The sequence below is a fragment of the Reyranella sp. genome (genome assembly GCF_052439685.1).
Taxonomy (GTDB): Bacteria; Pseudomonadota; Alphaproteobacteria; order Reyranellales; family Reyranellaceae; genus Reyranella.
Window position 1 is genome coordinate 21,557 of record NZ_JBQVQG010000003.1, and the last position, 16,949, is coordinate 38,505.

Annotated in this window: 17 protein-coding genes; 6 read left to right on the top strand and 11 right to left on the bottom strand. The window is 66.5% G+C overall.

Annotated features, from left to right (window positions below):
* Positions 1-212 precede the first annotated feature (212 nt).
* The 6 genes from ACT6UX_RS05625 (at position 213) to ACT6UX_RS05650 (ending at position 4,737) form a co-directional block, all read left to right on the top strand.
* Positions 213-1,361 carry a baeRF3 domain-containing protein gene (locus tag ACT6UX_RS05625; RefSeq protein WP_444774159.1) on the top strand — a complete coding sequence of 383 codons (1,149 nt, stop codon included), beginning with the start codon at positions 213-215 and terminating at the stop codon, positions 1,359-1,361.
* 282 nt (positions 1,362-1,643) lie between these two features.
* The gene (locus ACT6UX_RS05630) at positions 1,644-2,009 is read left to right on the top strand and encodes a PRC-barrel domain-containing protein (protein WP_444774160.1); all 366 of its coding nucleotides are present in this window, start codon (positions 1,644-1,646) and stop codon (positions 2,007-2,009) included.
* Between the two features lie 113 nt (positions 2,010-2,122).
* A complete protein-coding gene (locus tag ACT6UX_RS05635; RefSeq protein ID WP_444774161.1) occupies positions 2,123-2,296 on the top strand; it encodes a DUF1328 domain-containing protein in 174 nt (57 codons plus the stop codon).
* An 86-nt stretch (positions 2,297-2,382) separates the two neighbouring features.
* Positions 2,383-3,798, top strand: coding sequence for a mechanosensitive ion channel domain-containing protein (locus ACT6UX_RS05640; RefSeq protein ID WP_444774162.1), 1,416 nt, complete (start codon positions 2,383-2,385; stop codon positions 3,796-3,798).
* Between the two features lie 66 nt (positions 3,799-3,864).
* On the top strand, positions 3,865-4,359 hold the full coding sequence (locus ACT6UX_RS05645; protein WP_444774163.1) for a DUF421 domain-containing protein: 495 nt from the start codon (positions 3,865-3,867) through the stop codon (positions 4,357-4,359).
* Positions 4,360-4,452: 93 nt separating this feature from the next.
* Positions 4,453-4,737: a hypothetical protein gene (locus tag ACT6UX_RS05650; protein WP_444774164.1), complete on the top strand. Its 285-nt coding sequence runs from the start codon at positions 4,453-4,455 to the stop codon at positions 4,735-4,737.
* On the opposite strand, the gene ACT6UX_RS05655 is transcribed toward ACT6UX_RS05650, so the two are convergent.
* The 11 genes from ACT6UX_RS05655 to ACT6UX_RS05705 all read right to left on the bottom strand — a co-directional run bounded on the left by ACT6UX_RS05655 (position 4,734) and on the right by ACT6UX_RS05705 (position 16,939).
* Entirely contained in the window at positions 4,734-5,984 is a 1,251-nt protein-coding gene (locus ACT6UX_RS05655) for a cation:proton antiporter (protein ID WP_444774165.1), read from the bottom strand. The genes ACT6UX_RS05650 and ACT6UX_RS05655 overlap by 4 nt on opposite strands.
* Positions 5,981-7,234 (bottom strand): DUF2254 domain-containing protein, encoded by a 1,254-nt coding sequence (locus tag ACT6UX_RS05660; protein ID WP_444774166.1) that lies wholly within the window; start codon positions 7,232-7,234, stop codon positions 5,981-5,983. The genes ACT6UX_RS05655 and ACT6UX_RS05660 overlap by 4 nt, the downstream gene beginning before the upstream one ends.
* Before the next feature lie 60 nt (positions 7,235-7,294).
* Positions 7,295-8,104, bottom strand: coding sequence for a M48 family metalloprotease (locus ACT6UX_RS05665; protein WP_444774167.1), 810 nt, complete (start codon positions 8,102-8,104; stop codon positions 7,295-7,297).
* Positions 8,105-8,189: 85 nt separating this feature from the next.
* A complete protein-coding gene (locus ACT6UX_RS05670) occupies positions 8,190-9,422 on the bottom strand; it encodes an MFS transporter (RefSeq protein ID WP_444774168.1) in 1,233 nt (410 codons plus the stop codon).
* Positions 9,412-10,581, bottom strand: a complete 1,170-nt coding sequence (locus ACT6UX_RS05675; RefSeq protein WP_444774169.1) for an MFS transporter — start codon at positions 10,579-10,581, stop codon at positions 9,412-9,414. The genes ACT6UX_RS05670 and ACT6UX_RS05675 overlap by 11 nt, the downstream gene beginning before the upstream one ends.
* Positions 10,581-11,927: an FAD-dependent oxidoreductase gene (locus ACT6UX_RS05680; protein ID WP_444774170.1), complete on the bottom strand. Its 1,347-nt coding sequence runs from the start codon at positions 11,925-11,927 to the stop codon at positions 10,581-10,583. The genes ACT6UX_RS05675 and ACT6UX_RS05680 overlap by 1 nt, the downstream gene beginning before the upstream one ends.
* Before the next feature lie 57 nt (positions 11,928-11,984).
* Positions 11,985-12,305, bottom strand: a complete 321-nt coding sequence (locus ACT6UX_RS05685; RefSeq protein WP_444774171.1) for an ArsR/SmtB family transcription factor — start codon at positions 12,303-12,305, stop codon at positions 11,985-11,987.
* Positions 12,306-12,385: 80 nt separating this feature from the next.
* Entirely contained in the window at positions 12,386-12,679 is a 294-nt protein-coding gene (locus ACT6UX_RS05690; RefSeq protein ID WP_444774172.1) for a hypothetical protein, read from the bottom strand.
* Between the two features lie 110 nt (positions 12,680-12,789).
* Positions 12,790-14,559, bottom strand: a complete 1,770-nt coding sequence (gene arsA, locus ACT6UX_RS05695; protein ID WP_444774173.1) for an arsenical pump-driving ATPase — start codon at positions 14,557-14,559, stop codon at positions 12,790-12,792.
* A 98-nt stretch (positions 14,560-14,657) separates the two neighbouring features.
* Positions 14,658-15,899, bottom strand: a complete 1,242-nt coding sequence (gene arsJ, locus ACT6UX_RS05700; RefSeq protein WP_444774174.1) for an organoarsenical effux MFS transporter ArsJ — start codon at positions 15,897-15,899, stop codon at positions 14,658-14,660.
* Positions 15,896-16,939, bottom strand: a complete 1,044-nt coding sequence (locus tag ACT6UX_RS05705) for an ArsJ-associated glyceraldehyde-3-phosphate dehydrogenase (protein WP_444774175.1) — start codon at positions 16,937-16,939, stop codon at positions 15,896-15,898. The genes arsJ and ACT6UX_RS05705 overlap by 4 nt, the downstream gene beginning before the upstream one ends.
* Between the last annotated feature and the right edge of the window lie 10 nt (positions 16,940-16,949).

Genomic DNA, 16,949 nt, shown 5'->3' on the forward strand with positions numbered 1-16,949 from the left:
TGGTATGCAAAGCGAGCGGAGCGCAAAGGTTGCCAACCTTATCGTGGTGGCCGCGGACGACTCGGAACCCGACCCTTTGCGACGCGTTCGGGAGCCACGGTGACACCAGACCAGCGGTCTGCCTCGTGCGCGCGTTCTGCGCTCACTACCTACGCCCGCGCGACTCCTCCCGATGACTGCATAGCCCTCCTCTCTTCGAGGTGGGAGAAAGCATGAAAACAATGACCGGCAGTGGACCAGAAATCACATTCCTCACGAGCCAGATGCTCATGGAAATCTCAGGCATCGAGAACGGCCCGTGCCTCTCGCTCTACCAGCCTACGAGCAGGCGGCATCCCGAGAATCAGGAAGACCCGATTCGCTTTCGCAATCTGATGAAGCAGCTCGAAGCATCCCTGCAACGCAGATCTCCGTCTTCCGAGGCCAAGCAGCTACTCGAGCCGTTCCACGTGCTCGCACGGGATACGGAGTTCTGGAATCACACGCTGGAGGGACTGGCCGTTCTCGGCGCGCCAGGCTTTTTCAGGGCGCTGAGAGTTTCCCAGCCCGTCGACGAACTGGTCGTCGTGGCCGACAGCTTCCACACGAAACCCTTGCGACGCTTCCTGCAGACAGCGGATCGCTACCATGTGCTGGGTGTCAGCCTTCAGGGCGTTCGGCTCTTCGAGGGCAATCGGCGCACGCTCGACGAGGTCGACATGACGAGGTCGGGTCACGACACGGGCGCCCAGACCACCGGCGAGACGCCAGCCGAAGGCGGTGTCGGTATTCCCCTGCATCATGGGACGGGAGGCCGAGGCAGCGAGGCCGACAACGAAGCGGATCGCTACTTCCGGGCGGTCGACCGCGCCGTACTGGAGCGCTTTTCAAGGCCCTCGGGCCTCCCGCTCATCCTGGCGGCGCTGCCAGAGCACCATCATCGCTTCCGCGCGGTCAGCCAGAATCCCTTTCTCCTGGCCGAAGGCATTCGCCTCAATCCGGAGTCGCTGTCGACCGACGACCTGCGCGACCACGCCTGGGAGGTCATCGAACCGCAATATCAGGCGCGCGTCGAGAGCCTTCACGGCGAGTTCGAGCAGGCCAAGGCGCGGGGCACAGGAAGCGACGATCTCACCGAGGTCGCCAAAGCCGCAGCCGCCGGCCGTGTCGCGATGCTGATGATCGAAGCCGGCCGTGAGATCGCAGGTCGTCTCGACGTCGAGACGGGGCGGGTCGAAAAGGCCGAGCTGCGCGCTCCCGATGTAGATGACATGCTCGACGATCTCGGTGAGCTGGTCACGAGGATGGGTGGAACCGTGTTGGTGGTTCCCGCCGAGCGGGTGGCGCTGCCGAGCGGCCTGGCCGCCACCTACCGCTATTGATCGAAGACGACAGGGCGCCTTTCTCGAATAGAGAAGTCATTGCCAAGGCAACCATGGGCGCCGGGAGGCATTCTCCTCAGACACAACAACAAGGAGGCGTTTATGAAGAAACTTCTACTTGCGACCGGTTGCGCCCTGATTGGTATGACGAGCCTGGCCGTTGCTCAGACGGCGAGCCCCTCGACAACACCATCGACTACACCCTCGACCGCGCCGGCCGGCACGCCCAGTGCCACCGGGACGAAGCCGGGGCTGCAGCGCGTCGATAGCTCGGCGCTCGTCATGACATTGTACACGGCCAATCCCGCCGACGTGCGCGCGTCCAAGTTGATGGGCACCAACGTCTACAATCTCAAGGACGAGAATATCGGCGAAGTCAGCGATCTGGTCATCGACAATGGCAAGACGATCAAGGCCGTCGTGGTCAGCGTCGGCGGCTTCCTCGGCATGGGCGAGCGCGACGTCGCCATCTCCCCGGCGTCGATCGTGCTCAGCGAACAGCGCGATGGCTCGTTTCGGCTGGTCGTGAACACGAACAAGGACGACCTGAAGAAGGCAGCGCCCTTCAATCTCGGCGACGTCGACAAGCCCGGCCCGGATGCCGGCAAGGCTGCGGACGCCTCGTCCATGAAGCCCATGAAGAACTAGCGAACGGCGAAGCGCGGGGTCCACACCCCGTGCTTCGCAGCCGCGCTCTCCCGCCGAGAAGAAGGCCCGATGAGCGTGACGGCGCGTAATTTCGCCCAACCGAGGATGGTTTCATGCTGAAATTGGCGCTCGTCTCCCTTCTCGTGTCGCTGGTGGCGGGATTCTTCGGATTCACGAACATTGCTGCCGGAACCGCGACGATCGCGAAATGGCTGTTCGGAATCGCTGTGGTGATTTTCGTGATCCTGCTCGTGCTCGGCCTCATGGCCGGCGAGGTCCTTTTCTGATCGTTCACCATAGGTGGATGTCCTTCGACTGAACAGCGCTGCGACCGATCGCCTTAGCCGATCGGTTGGATGGCAGGGAGGCGAGTATGAGGAGCGTGCTCGCTGCTCTCTTATTCGGATTGATGACCTGGGTGGCTTTCGCCTCCGGGCATACCGCTCAAGCGCAGTCGCTTGGGCGAACGGAAATGGCGGAGCCCGAAGGAACCATCGGCGCTCCCGGTAAAGTCGATGTGCTGCCTGCGGCGCGCGACGATGAAATCCGACGACGTCTTCTGGACATTCTCGAGGCTACGGGCTGGTTTCCGACGTTTGAAGTTGCGGTAAGGGATGGGGTCGTCTTCCTGAGCGGTGAGGCCCAGACGGCCGAGGTGCGGCAGTGGGCCGGGAACCTCGCCCGAAATACGCAGGGCGTCGTCGCCGTTGCGAACCGAATGACGCTTCTGCCCCCGTCGGCGTGGGATTTCGGATCTGCAAGCGATGGACTGTCGCAGCTACGCCAGGACGTTCTTCTCGCTCTTCCGTTCTTTTTTCTCGGCGTTGTCGTCCTTGCCTTCTCGGTGCTTGCCAGCTGGCTGGTGGTGCGCGCGACCCGCCGCCTGCTGAAAGACCGGGTGCGATCGCGGTTGATGCGCGGGGTATTTGCCTGGACAACCGGCACGTTCGTCCTGCTGGCGGGGCTCTACATCGTGCTTCGGGTGTCCGGCCTCACCCAGCTCGCCTTGACCGTTGTCGGCGGCACCGGTCTCGTCGGTCTGGCGCTTGGCATCGCTTTTCGCAACATCACCGAGAACTTCCTCGCGAGTATCTTCCTCAGCATGCAGCGTCCGTTCGAGACGGGCGACCTGATCGAGGTCGCAGGGGAGACCGGGTACGTGCAGCAATTGAACGTACGGGCCACGATCCTCATGACCCTCGACGGCAACGTCGTGCAGGTTCCCAATGCCACGATGTACACGGAGTCCATTCGTAACTTCACTGCCAGCCCAAACAGGCGGGAGGAGTTCACGATCGGGGTCGGGTATGAAGACGCCATAGACAAGGTCCAGGAAATCGCGCTTGCGGTCATGGCCGAGCACCCGGCGGTCCTGCAGGAGCCCGAGCCGCTCGTCCTCGCCGACGCTCTCGGTAAAGCGACCGTCGACATGAAGATCTACTTCTGGTTCAACGGCCGTGAGCACAACATTCTGAAAGTGCGCTCTTCGGTCATTCGCCTCGTGAAACGCGCCTTCCAGATGAACGGCATCACTATGCCGGACGAAGCCCGCGAGGTGATATTTCCCCAAAATGTTCCGGTCGTTCTCCTCGACCAGAAGCAGGCGGGTGCGGAGGCGCCCGTTTCGCGCGACACCCGTCCCGTCGAGCCGAGCGACGCGGTGTCCACGCAAGCCGAAGCTGGCCTGTCCAGCGATGCGGGGACCCTGAGGGCGCAGGCGCGCGGTCTGCCCTCTACAGGGTCCGGCGACAATCTCTTGAAGCCGGAGACGACGAACCGGAGTCGGTGACCTCGCCAAACGGCGCATACGGCGCGCCCACTTGAAGGCGGCTCTTAGAGAAACGGAGGCTGTCCGGTGTTTTTTTCCGATTGGGCGGACTTGGGGCGAATCGTTGCGGTCGGAACGCTCGCCTATGCGGCGCTGATTGTTTTTCTCAGGCTGTCGGGAAAGCGAACCCTGACGAAATTGAATGCGTTCGATCTCGTCGTAACGGTGGCCCTCGGCTCGACTCTGTCGTCGGTTCTGCTCGACAAGTCGATCACTCTTGCCGAGGGGGCGCTGGCATTCGGCCTGTTGGTTCTGCTGCAATATATCCTGACCTGGAGTTCCGTCCGATGGCGACCGTTCGAGAAGGCCGTCAAATCCGAACCGACATTGCTGTTGCATCGCGGTGAGTTCCTGAGCGAAGCGATGCGTCGGCAACGCATTACAGAGAGCGAAGTGCTGTCGGCGGTGCGCTCGAGCGGGAAGGGCGACGTTCGAGGCATACGAGCCGTGGTACTTGAAAATGACGGGTCACTAAGCGTCATTCCGGAATCGTCGAACGAGGGCGGCGTGACGCTGATATGAGGGCTGAAGGCGATAGCGGCGGTTGAACCGGGGCCGGGCGGCGCCGTTGTCCTGCTGAAAGCGCAGGTCGGATACAGGGCAGGAGGTAAGCGGATGTTGCCGATGGCGAGCGTGTGGGGCAATGCGTTGCTGATCGCAGCGGCCGGGGCGGCGTTGATCATGGCCGCCGCCTTCGGGCGCGCCGTGGGGGACTCGCCGGCCGGAAAAAGGCTTCTCCGCTGGTCACCCCTGGGAGTGGCGTTCGTCGTCGTCGCCTATGTGGGCGTCGCGCTGGTCACGACCCCGCTCACGCCGCCGGAATCGTGCATCTACAGCAGTGATCATCCTTCCGGTTGCCAGGAGGGTGTGGAGTCGCCCTCGCGGGGCCCGTCGATCTAGGGCGCGAAGAGCCGGCGCGCGGTTGCCCCGACGATTGAGGCCTGTATGACCACCGAGAACATCACGACGACATAGGTGGCGAGCACGATGACGTGTTTTTCAGGCCCGCCGGGCAATGCGAGCGCGAGCGCAATCGAGATGCCGCCGCGCACGCCGCCGACCACCAGGATCGAATAGGACCCGGGCGGCAGGCTTTTCCCGCGCCTCAGGGCCAGCATGGGAAGGCCTACGGAGATTGCCCGTGCGGCGAGGGTCAACGGCACCGCCACCACGCCGATGAGGAGGAGGCGCCAATCCTCCAGGATGACGATGACTTCGATGCCGATGAGAAGGAACAGCACGGCGTTCAGGGTCTCGTCGATCAGCGACCAGAACTTGTTCACGTGATCGCGCGTGTTGTCGCTCATGGCGAGGCGCCGGCCGTGATTGCCGATGATGAGCCCGGCGACCGCCATGGCGATCGGGCCGTTGACACCGAGACTGTGGGCCAGGGCATAGCCGCCCATCACCAGGGCGAGGGTGATGAGGACCTCGAGATTATGGTCGTCGATCGACCGCAAGGCCAGGAAGGCCGCCCAGCCGGCGATGAAGCCCAGTGCCGCGCCGCCCAGGGCCTCGACGGCGAACAGCCGGCCGGCTCCTGCCGCGCTCACTTCCTCCGCCCCCGTCGCCATGCCCAGAAGCAGGGTGAACACCACGATGCCGACACCGTCGTTGAACAGGCTCTCGCCGGCCACCGTCGCTTCCAGGGCGGCCGGGACTTTGGCCGACTTCAGGATCCCCAGGACGGCAACGGGATCGGTCGGGCTGATCAGCGCGCCGAAGACCAGGCACCAGATCAGCGGCAGGCCCAGTCCGGCCAGCCCGAGCGCCAGCCAGGCCGCGCCGCCGATGAGGGCGGTCGACGCGAGCACGCCGCAAACGGTGATGAGGCCGATCGCCCAGGCCGAGCGCCGCATCGTCTGAAGGTCGATGTGCAGGGCGCCGGCGAACAGCAGGAAGGACAGGAGTCCGTCCATGACCGTCGCGTGGAAATCGATGGACCTGATGCTCTCGATGAGTTCGCGCGCATGTGTGAGCCCGGGCCACAAGGCGTTCACGGCGACGATGGCCAGCGAGGCCAAGGCGCCCATGATGGTCAGGCCGGTCGTCTGGCGCAGTCCGATGAAGCGGTGATTGACGTATCCGAACACGGCCGCACAGACGACGACCGCTGCCGCGAGGTCGAAGGGCCCCAGGGCGCTCACGTGGCGTCGCTCAATCGTTGTCGCAGGGAACGGCGCAGTCCCAGAAGCCGGGCGCGGTCCTTACCCTCCGCAGCCGCAATCACAGCGTCAAGGGCCGAGGCGAGCGCCCTCAGTACATCGGAGTCGGTTCCTGCATAGAGTGCCACGGCACCAAACGCGCCGACTGCAACGGCTTCGAACGAGACAGGCTCGGCCACAATGCGCAGCCGGCCTTCATCGTCATGCCGGCAGCGCGAGGGCGTCCTGCGCTCGGCCAACCGGACCAGGGCCTCGCGCAGCCGGTCGATGCAGTAGAGCGCAGTCGTCGGGTCGTTGATGCCGGGGGAGAGGGCGCGCTGGGCGATCTCCACGATTCTCCGGATCGAGAAGTCGAGGTCCTGATAGGGCGTGCGTTCGATTCCGACGATGACGGTCGAGCGCAGGGCGTCGAGTTTCTCTTCGCCGGGGGCCTTCGTCGCGAGGATCCGCAGCAGCGGATCTCGTTCGGTCACGAAGGTGCCGGGCCGCGCCACGACGTTGATGACGAGATTCTCCTCGGATGCCAGGCGAAGCAGCGAGCTGCTGTCGACGGACTGGGCGTAGCCACTGGCTTGCGGCCGGACGATCAGGCCCGGTTGGAAATCCGGAGGCTCCCCGCCCGTCTCCGGTTCCTCATCCCCCAGGCGCTCGGGAAACAGACGATCGATCGTGGCAGCGGTTTCATCTGCCAGCGATGCGAGCAGCGTCTCGATGCGGATCGAACTGGCAGTGTGGTGGATGAAGTAGATCAGCACGGCGAGACCGGCGACGGCCAGCACGACACCGATCGCCACGGCCAGATGCGGCACGAAGCTCGACCCCTCGACGCCTTTCACGGTGCGCAGGACGAGCAGGCAATAGACGAATGTGCTGATGAAGGTGCCGAGCACGAGCTGATTGCCGCGGTCGCGCATGAAGTTGCGCAGCAGGCGCGGGCCGAACTGCGAGGAGGCGAGCTGCAGGGTCAGCATGGTGATCGAGAAAGTGAGGCCGGCGACCGTGATCATCGAGGTCGCCACCGCCGACAGGATGGCGCGTGCCCCCTCCGGCCCGAACAGATAGATGAAATCGAAGCGGCCGTAGGCGTCGGCCTCCATCGCCGCGTCCAGCTGGACCGCTGCGAATGAAAGGATCACCGCGCCCGCCGCCATGAGGCTGGGGAGGAACCAGAAGCTGCCCCGCAGGAGCTCCCAGATGGAGACAAGCCGGGTGACGGACAGAAATGCGCGCATCGGGATTCAACGCACGAAGCCGATAATTGCTCCCAGGCCGCGAACGCCTTGAAAAGGCGTTTACGCTCGTGCCGGCAGCGCGCCCTTGGCCGCGCGAATCTCGGCGACGGCGCGGTCCCACGCGGCGAGGCGTTCGGGCCCGGCCGGGTGCGTATCGAGCAGGCCGGTGTCCTTGCGTCCAGAGGCACGCGCCATGGTGACGAGCAGCCCGCGCGCCTGGTCGAGGTCGACGTTCGAGCGATAGAGGACCACCGCCGCGAGATAGTCGGCCTCGCGCTCCTGCTCCTTGGAATAGGAGATGCGGCCGATCGTGCCGCCAACCTGGGCGCCGGTGTCCATCGCCGAGCGCGTGATCTGGCCGACATAGGGGCTGCGGTAGGCGGCCGCGGCGCCGGCGGCGCCCAGCAGGATGGCGCCGATCAGCGAGCCGGTCGTCGTGTTGCGCTTGTTCGTGGCGAGGTGGTTCGCGGCCTGATGGCCCATCTCATGGGCGAAGACGAGGCAGACTTCCTCCTCGTTTGATGCATATTCGACGACGCCGCGGTTGATGAAGATCGACCCGTTGGCGCCCGCGCCGGCATTGATCGAGCGGTTCGAAGAGGCGGTCACCCGCCAGTTGCAGATGCCGACGTTCATCTCGCGGCATGTCTGTTCGGCCGTCGGTCGGATGCGGGCGAGCGCCGAGCGCAGGATTTCGTCGATCTGTTCGTCGGTCAGCGCGCGGCGTGCCGGTGGCCCTCCCGCGCTCTGCACCTCGCTCTGTGCCAGGCTGAGATGGCTGTTGCTGACCTGTGGCAACTGATGCACCGCTCCCGCACAGCCGCACACCATGCAGGCGCCCCCGAGCGCGAAGAACGATCGCCGATTCATGGACTCCCCCGAGCGCCGCCCCCGGTTGCAGCGCGCCGGTCGACGCTACCGAGACGTAGGGCGGCGAGTCAACATCGTGGGCGCGCTACCGCCCATGCTCGCCCGCCAGGTTCGCGGGACGCATGATCAGGAAGGCGCCGAGCGCGAGCAGCATGAGGACGGCGACGGCGAGGAACGCCAGGCCCCAGGCCATCGGCGACATGCCGCCCGCGAGGTCGAGGGTCCAGCCGACGACCAGGGGGCCGACGAAGCCGCCCGCGTAGCCCAGGGTCGAATGCACCGCCAGGGTGGCGCCGCGCCGCGCCGGCTCGGCGTTGCCGGCTGCACCCGCGGTGACCGAGGAGGAATCGAGCCACACGACGACGCCATAGGCGATCACCAGGAACACCGCCAGCCAGTAACTGGTCGATCCGGCAAAACCCACGATGGCCGCGAAGCCGATCGACAGGATCATCGCGGTGGCGACCAGGCGGCGGCGGCCGAAGCGGATCGAGGCTTCGTTGCCCAGCACGCTGGCGGCCGTGCCGAGCAGCGCCATCACCGTGACCACCAGCGCCGGCGAGAGCGTGCCTTCGGTGACGTCGGTGCTGCCCGCGACGAAGGCCAGGAACGCCACGCCCCAGCCGCGCAGCGCGCTCATTTCTAGCGTGTGAACGCAGTAGACGACGGAATAGGCGAAGGCCGAGGTGTTGCGGACCACAGGGCGGAAATCGAACAAGGCGCCTTGCGTTTTGGCGCGTGGCGACGGTGTCTTCGGCGGCACCGACAGCGCCACCATCGTCCAGGCGATCGCGGCGGTGAAGGCGGAGAAGGCGAAGGTCCAGCGCCAGCCGAACTGGTCGGCCAGCACGTCGCCCAGCAGGTAAGACACGGCGCCTGAGATGCCGATGCTCGCGGCATGCCCGGTGACGGCGCGCGACATGAGCTTCGAATCCACCTGGTCGGCCAGCAGCTTGAGGCCGGTCATGTAGGTGCCAGCCCAGCCGATGCCGGCGAGCGCGCGCGTGAAGAAGGCCGACCAGAAGCCGTCGGCGAACAGGCCGAACATCAGGTGACCGGCGACGGTGCAGGCGACACCGAACAGATAGACCCGCTTGCCGTCGATCCGGTCGGTGAGTGTGACCAGCACCGGCACCGCCACCATATAGGCGCCGAAGAAGATCGCCGTGATCCAGCCCGCCTCGCTGTTGCTGAGGCTCCAGCGCTGCATCATCTGCGGCAGCAGCGCCGGCCAGAAACCGGCGCCGATCTGCACGAAGATCTGCGCTGCGCAGACGATCGCGACCAGGCGCGCGCCGGACATCGTCTTAGTCGGCATGGCTCGCTGTCGGTTGCGGTACGGGGATCATCCAGAGGGCAGCGAATGCGGTGAGGCAGAGCGCTGAGGAGATGATCAGGACCCCTGCGCCGAGTCGGTCGATCAGCAGGGCGAAGACGAAGGGTGCGCCGGCTGAGAGGAAGCGCGACGGGGCGCCGAGCAGCCCCAGCCGATAGCCGTAGCTCTTGGGTCCATAGAGCGCGAGAGGCACCGTGCCGCGCGCGATGGTGATGATGCCGTTGCCCATCCCGTGCAGCACGGCGAAGATACTGGCCGCGACGCCGCCGCCCAGGCTGAGCAGGATCGCGCTGCCCACCGGATGCGTCGTAGTCGCGAGGCGGCCCGACGTCAGGGGGTGCAGGTGGCGCAGCGGCCCGGCCTCCAGCATGCGCGCTGCCACCTGCGCCGGGCCGATCAGCGCGCCGGCCGCGATGGCCTGCGTGGGCGTGGCACCGGCCGCTTCCATGACGCGTGGGAAGTGCGCCGCCATGCCCGACGAGACGATCCACGCGCCGGAGAAGGCGATGGAAAGCAGCACCATCGTGCGATCGAACGGTACCGGCTCGTCGACCGCCTTCAGGGTGGTGGCGAGATCGGTCGGACGCGGCAGCAGGAAGGAATTGCACGGAAGGCCGATCACGACATGTGCAGCGGCCCACAGCAGGCAGGTCTCGCGCCATCCGATGGTACTGGCACCCCAGGCGGTGAGCGGCCAGGCGACGGTGCTGGCGAAGCCCGCCAGCAAGGTGATGCCGGTGATCGCGCCGCGCGCATCTTTGCCGTAGAGCCTTCCCAGCGCCCCGAAAGCGGCGTCGTACAGGCCGAGCCCCATGCCGATTCCCAGCAGGGTCCAGGCGATGGCGAAAGACAGGAACGACTGCGCCTGCGACAGCAGCACCAGTGCCGCCGCGAACAGCAGACTCGAGGCCGAGAGCACGCCGTTGCCGCCGGCGCGGTCGATCATCCGCCCGACCTTCGGACCGATCACCGCGGAGATGATCAGGGCCGCCGAGAAAGTGCCAAAAAACAGGTTGGTCGAGATGCCGATGTCGCGCGCCATCTGGTCCGCCAGCACCGCCGGCAGATAGTAGGTGGAGCCCCAGGCCAGCGTCTGCGCGGTTCCCAGGACGATGATCGTCGAAAGCCGGCGGCGATCCATCACGAGGCTTTGGGCCCGGCGCAGCAGCCGGTGGCGGCCGGTGCCGCCTTGGCCGGCGCACAGCATCCTGCTGCAGCGGCCGCCAAGGCCGGCGCGCCGTTGCAGACACCGGTCGCCGGCAGCACCAGTTCGACCCGGCAGGCAGCGTCATGGTCGCCCGCCAGCTCGGCCGCGATCGAGCGGACCTGCTCGTAGCCCGTCATCATCAGGAAGGTCGGCGCGCGTCCGTACGACTTCATGCCGGCGAAATAGAAGCCCGCTTCGGGCTGCGCCAGCTCGCGAGCGCCGTGCGGGCGCACCGAGCCGCAGCTATGTTCGTTGGGATCGATCAGCGGCGCCAGCGCCGGCGGGCATTCGAGCGCCGGATCGAGCGACAGCCGGATCTCACGGAGGAAGTCGAGGTCGGGCCGGAAGCCGGTCGAGACGACCAGTTCGTCGACCGCTACGTGGCGGCCCGGGCAGCCCGCGCCCGAGACGACGATCCGGTCTCCGTCGCGGGCGATGCGGTTCACGCGGAAGCCGCTCTCGACCGAGAGATTGCCGCTCGCCACCAGCGCGGAGAAGGCGGTGCCCAGTGCGCCACGCGCCGAGAGCTGGTCGGCCGCGCCGCCGCCGAACGACTTCTCCGGCGCTTCGCCGCGCAGCAGCCAGACGATCTGCGTGGCGGGCTCCTGCTCCTTCAGTTTCGCGAGATCGAGCAGGGTGCCGACGGCGGAGTGGCCGGCGCCCAGTACGGCCACGCAGCGGCCCTCATAGCGCGGCCGGTCGCGGCCCAGCATGTCGGGCATGCCATAGGCAATGCGGTTCTGCGCCTCGCGCTCGCCGATCGCGGGCAGGCCGTTGGCGCCGGCCGGGTTGGGCGTGAACCAGGTGCCGGTCGCATCGATCACGGCGTCGGCGCGCAGCACCTCCGGGCCCTTGCCATTCTGGTAACGGATCTCGAAGGGCGCGGCGTCGCGGCCGCGTGTCTTCACCTTGTCGAAGCCCGCGCGGCCGATCGCCGTCACCAGGCTCCGGGTACGGATATGGTCCTTGAGCGGCGTGCGCGTGGCCAGCGGCTCGAGATACTGCTCCGCCAGCTCGGCACCGGTCGGGTAGTGGTCGGGCTGCGGCCGGTTCCAGCCGGCTTCGGTCAGCAGCCGCTCGGCCGCCTTGTCGATATTGTATTCCCAGGGCGAGAACATGCGGACATGGCCCCACTGGCGCACCGCATGACCGACCGTCGGACCGGCCTCGATCACGACGGGCTCCAGCCCGCGCTCCAGCAGATGCGCCGCCGCGGCGAGGCCCACGGGACCGGCGCCGATCACGGCGACCTTCTTCTTCGGGGTGATCGAATCGGGCATGTTAAATCTCTTATCTTTCTAGAATATTGGAAGGACCAGACGCAACAAATTCGTCATCTAGGCGACGCATGTCTTCCCCGCGGCCGGGCGCACGCCGTCGGCGCAGCATTCCTCGGCCAGGTAGGCGAGGAGCTCGTGCATCAACTCATAGTTGGCGTGGCAGACCAGGGTCGCGCCTTCCCGCACCTGGGTGACGAGGCCGACGATCACAAGAGACTTGATGTGATGCGACAGGGTCGAGGCCGCGACGTCGAGCTTGGTCTGCAGGCGCCCGACCGGCATGCCGTCGGCCCCGGCGCGCACCAGCGCACGGTAGATCTTCAACCGGGTGGGATTGCCCAGCGCTTCGAGGCGGGCGGCGGCATCGTCGAGCTTCATGAGTGAAACATAGGGTATCGCTGGCACGAGTCAACTGTATTTCCAGAAATATAGAAATACCACTGACTCCGAGAGGCATCTCAACCTGTCGTCGCGGGTGTCGGGTCGTTCCGGTGCGGATCGATGTCTTCGAGGAAGCACCCCAGTGTCGCGAGGCTCGTCTCGTATCCGTTCCGGCGGGCATGATCGGCGAACCGGTGCGGGTCGACGTGGATTTCGTGGATGACGTGGCCCGCTTGGCGTTCTTCGGCGGTACGCCCTCGGTACAGCTCCGCCCATGCATGGTGAGTGGCAGGCGCCTCGCGGACGAGTTCCCGAAAAACGTCGTAGTCGTGCGAGGCCACGAGCGGGACATGGTAGACGACTGTCGACATAACGACTCCATCAGGACAAGCGATGGCAATGATCGGCATGATCAGCCGATCGCCGGGCAGGCGTCGTTGATCCAGATCATCCTTTGGTGGGGAAGGTCGTCGACAGGCCGCTAGACCACCAAGCTTGCCAGCGCCGCGAGCCCTTCGGGCGGGGTCGCCTGCCAGGGCAGCATGTAGAGTTGTCGGGCGAGGCCCTGCTGAACCCTCGCGATCTGTGTGCGCTCGCCGCGCAGACGCCTGACGAGCAGCGGATCGTGCGTGCCGCTTCCCACCAAGCTTCGATTGATGACCCACGCAAACGGCTCGATGTGCGCCCGACGCAGATCCTCCTGCAGCGCGGCCGCCTCGGATACCGGCGTGGTTTCCGGGAGCGAGACCAGGATGATGCGCGAGTAGTCGGGATCCTGCAGACGCATGAGCGGCGTCACGACCCGGCCCTGGGCGCGGGTGCGGATGTTCCGTGTCATTTCGCGATGGTAGGCGCCGGCGGCATCCATCAGCAGCAGCGTGTGACCCGTGGGCGCGGTATCGAGCACCACGAAGGCGCTGCGGGCCTCCATCACGATGCGCGAGAAGGCATGGAAGACCGCGACTTCCTCCGTACAGGGCGAGGCCAGATCCTCGCGCAGCAACGCAAGGCCCGCCTCGTCGAGATCCGCGGCGCGGGATGCCATGACCTTGGCAATGTAGCGCTGCGTTTCCTCGCGCGGATCGATCCGGTCAACCCGGAGGCCGTCCATCGCCGCGCCGAGCGTCGACGCGACATGGGCGGCCGGATCGGTGGTGCTGAGGTGAACGCCGTGTCCACGCTTCACCAGGCCCACCGCCAGCGCGGCGGCGATGGTGGTCTTTCCGACGCCGCCCTTGCCCATGACCATGATCAGCCCGCGGCCGGCCGATGCGAGTTCGTCGACCAGCCGGCCCAACCCGGGAATCGCAAGCGACGCCGGCGACTCCTTCGCGACGGCATCGACGGGGCGTTCCGGCTCGCCGCCCAGCACCTGTCGAAGCGCATCTAGTCCGACCATGTCGAAGGACCGCAGCGGTATCCGGTCCTGCGGCAGTGTGCGTAGGGATTCCGGCAGACCGTCGAGGACCTGGCGGCTGAGCGCCTCGATCGATCGCGCCACCGCATCGCCGGGATCGGTCGCCGCAAAGACGCCGTTGATCGCCAGGTACTGGTTGCCGAGCCCGAGCGCCCGAAGCTCGGCACTGGTTCGCGCGGCCTCGCGCATGGCGCCGCGATCGGGACGGCTGACGAGCACGATGGTCGTGCTCTGCGCATTCCCCAGGGTCGCCAGCGACGCCTGGAATCGCTCCTCCTGCATCTTGAGGCCGGAATGCGGGCCGAGGCACGAGGCTCCCCTGTCGTTGCCCTTCAGGAATCCCGTCCAGGCGCGGGGCAGGCTGAGGAGACGTAGCGTGTGCCCGGTGGGCGCGGTGTCGAACACGACGTGATCGAACGCCTCGGCGCGGGTGGCCAGCAAGCCGACGAACTCGTCGAAGGCGGCGATCTCCGTCGTGCAGGCGCCGGAGAGCTGTTCGCGTACCGCGGCACGTTCGGCCTCGGTGGCTCCCGCCCCGAGCTGTTCCAGAACGCGCTGCCGATAGGCCTCTGCCGCGGCTTCCGGATCGATGTTCATCGCCGACAGGCCGCGCGCGCCGGGCACCGGCTGCGGCGCATTCGACAGCGTCGTGGCAAACATCTCGTCGAGGTTCGACGCCGGGTCGGTGCTGATCAGGAGAACCGATCTCCCACGATCGGCGAGCGCGAGGGCCGTGGCGCAGGCGAGCGTCGTCTTCCCGACACCGCCCTTGCCGGTGAAGAACAGGTGGCGTGTGGGCGCCCTGAGGAGTCCGAACGGGATACTGGATGGCATGTCTTCACTCCGGGCATGGCAGCCTGCCGATCGTGAAGAAGGCATGGCGCAGACCGTCGCGCCTTGCGTCAGCGCAAGAGCGCGCCGATTCGATCGGCTCAGGCCGCGCGCCCGACGGTCCGGATGTCGCCCCGGTGGGACGGCAGCAGGAAGGTGATGGCCCAGCAGACGAGCAGCATCGCCGCCGAGCCGCCGAGGCAGAAGCCGATGCCGCCCCACTGGTAGAACAGCCCGGAGAGGAGCGTGCCGGCGAGGCGGCCGCAGGCATTGGCTGCGTAGTAAAAGCCCACGTCCTCGGCCGCCTTCTCCGACCCGGCATAGGCCAGGATCAGGTACGAGTGCAGCGAGGAGTTGACGGCGAAGGGCAGGGCGAAGATCGCCAGTCCCACCACGACGACGAGATCGGGTCGTAGATCGAGCGGACCGTTCAGGACGAGCGCGATCGCCAGCGGCACGGCGAGCAGCAGGCCCGCCCAGAGGCGCGCGCCCGGCACTTCGCGGCTGAGACCGTCGGCGCTGCGCGGCACCAGCGCCGGGGCGATGGCCTGCAGGCCGCCATAGACGATGGTCCAGGCGGCGAGGAACGCGCCCACCTCCACGAACCGCCATCCCGAGGCGTAGAGGAACACCGGCAGGCCGACGACGAACCAGACGTCGCGCGCGCCGAACATGAACACGCGCGCCGCCGCGAGAAGATTGACGCCTGCGGACTTGGCGAACAGCTCGCGTATGGTCTTTGACGCCTTGGCCTTGCCCAGGTCGCGAGGCAGCAGCAGCAAGACGGCCAGGAGGACGAGGAGCAGCGCACCCGCCATCAGCCAGAGCGCCGCGCGGAAGCCTGCCGCCTCGAGCAGCAGACCGCCCACGAAGAAGCCCAGGCCCTTCATGGCGTTCTTCGAGCCGGTGAACCAGGCTACCCACTTGAAGAGGCGGCCCGCCCCGTCGCCCGCCGTCGCCTTGATGGCCGACTTGGAGGCGGTCTTGGTGAAGTCCTTGGCGAGCCCGGCCAGGCCTTGCGCGACGACCACCCAGGCGATGGAGAGGAAGGGGCGCCAGGCCGGATCGAGCGCCGACAGCAGGAACAGGCTGGCGATCTGCAGCAGCTGGCCGGTCATCATCATGCGCGGGATGCCGAAGCGCGTGGCCAGCCAGCCGCCGGCGAGATTGGCGACGATGCCAGCGAACTCGTAGAGCAGGAACAGGAAGGCGAGGGTGAACGGCGAGTAGCCGAGCCTGAAGAAGTGCAGCAGCACGAGCATGCGCAGCGCACCGTCGACCAGGGTGAAGCCCCAGTAAGATGCCGTGACCATCAGATAGTCGCGCGTCTGCGGACTCATCATGCAGCCTTTTCGATCACCATCCGGGCGAGATCGACCATGCGGCAGACATAGCCGACCTCGTTGTCGTACCAGGCATAGACTTTCAGCAGCGTGCCGTCGGTCACCATCGTGCTGGGGGCATCGACGATCGAGCTGCGGGTGTCGTTGCAATAGTCCGCCGACACCAAGGGCCGCGTTTCGTAGCCCAGGATGCCGGCCAGCGGACCCTTGGCCGCTTCCTGAAAGAGCGCGTTGACCTCGGCTTCCGTGGTGGAGCGCTTCAGTTCGAACACGCAGTCGGTCAGGCTGGCGTTGAGGACCGGCGCGCGGACGGCATGGCCGTTCAGCTTGCCCTTGAGTTCGGGATAGATGACCGTGATCGCCGTGGCGCTGCCGGTCGTCGTCGGCTGCAGCGACAGCATGGCCGAGCGCGCCCGGCGCAGGTCCTTATGAGGTGCATCGACGACGACGTTGGTGTTGGTCGGCGCATGGATCGTCGTGATCTGGCCGTGCCGGATGCCGATCGATTCGTGCACGACCTTGACCACCGGCGCCAGGCAGTTCGTGGTGCAGGAGGCCGCCGTCAGCAGGTGATGACGATCGGGCTCGTAGAGATGGTCGTTGACCCCCAACACGAGGTTCAAAGCCCGTTCGTCTTTGACCGGCGCCGCCACGATCACCTTCTTCACGCCGCGGTCGAAGTAGGCCTGCAACTGCTCCGGCTTCAGGAACTTGCCGGTGCATTCGAGCACCACGTCGCAGCCCAGTTCGCCCCAGGGCACGTCTCCCGGCGAGGCCGCGGCGCTGAAGCCCAGATAGGTGCCGCCGACCGCCAGCCCGCGCTCGCCATCGAGTTCGAAAGAGGTGTGCCAGCGGCCGTGCATGCTGTCGAACTCGAGAAGATGCGCGGTGGCCGCGGCACCTCCCTTGATTTCGTTCAGGTGCACGACCTCGAGGCGATTGTCGCGCCGCGGATCGTCGACCGGACGTGGCACGCCGCCGAACGCGGCCCGAAGCGCAAGCCGGCCCATGCGCCCCATGCCGTTGATGCCGACCTTCATGGCCTTCTGC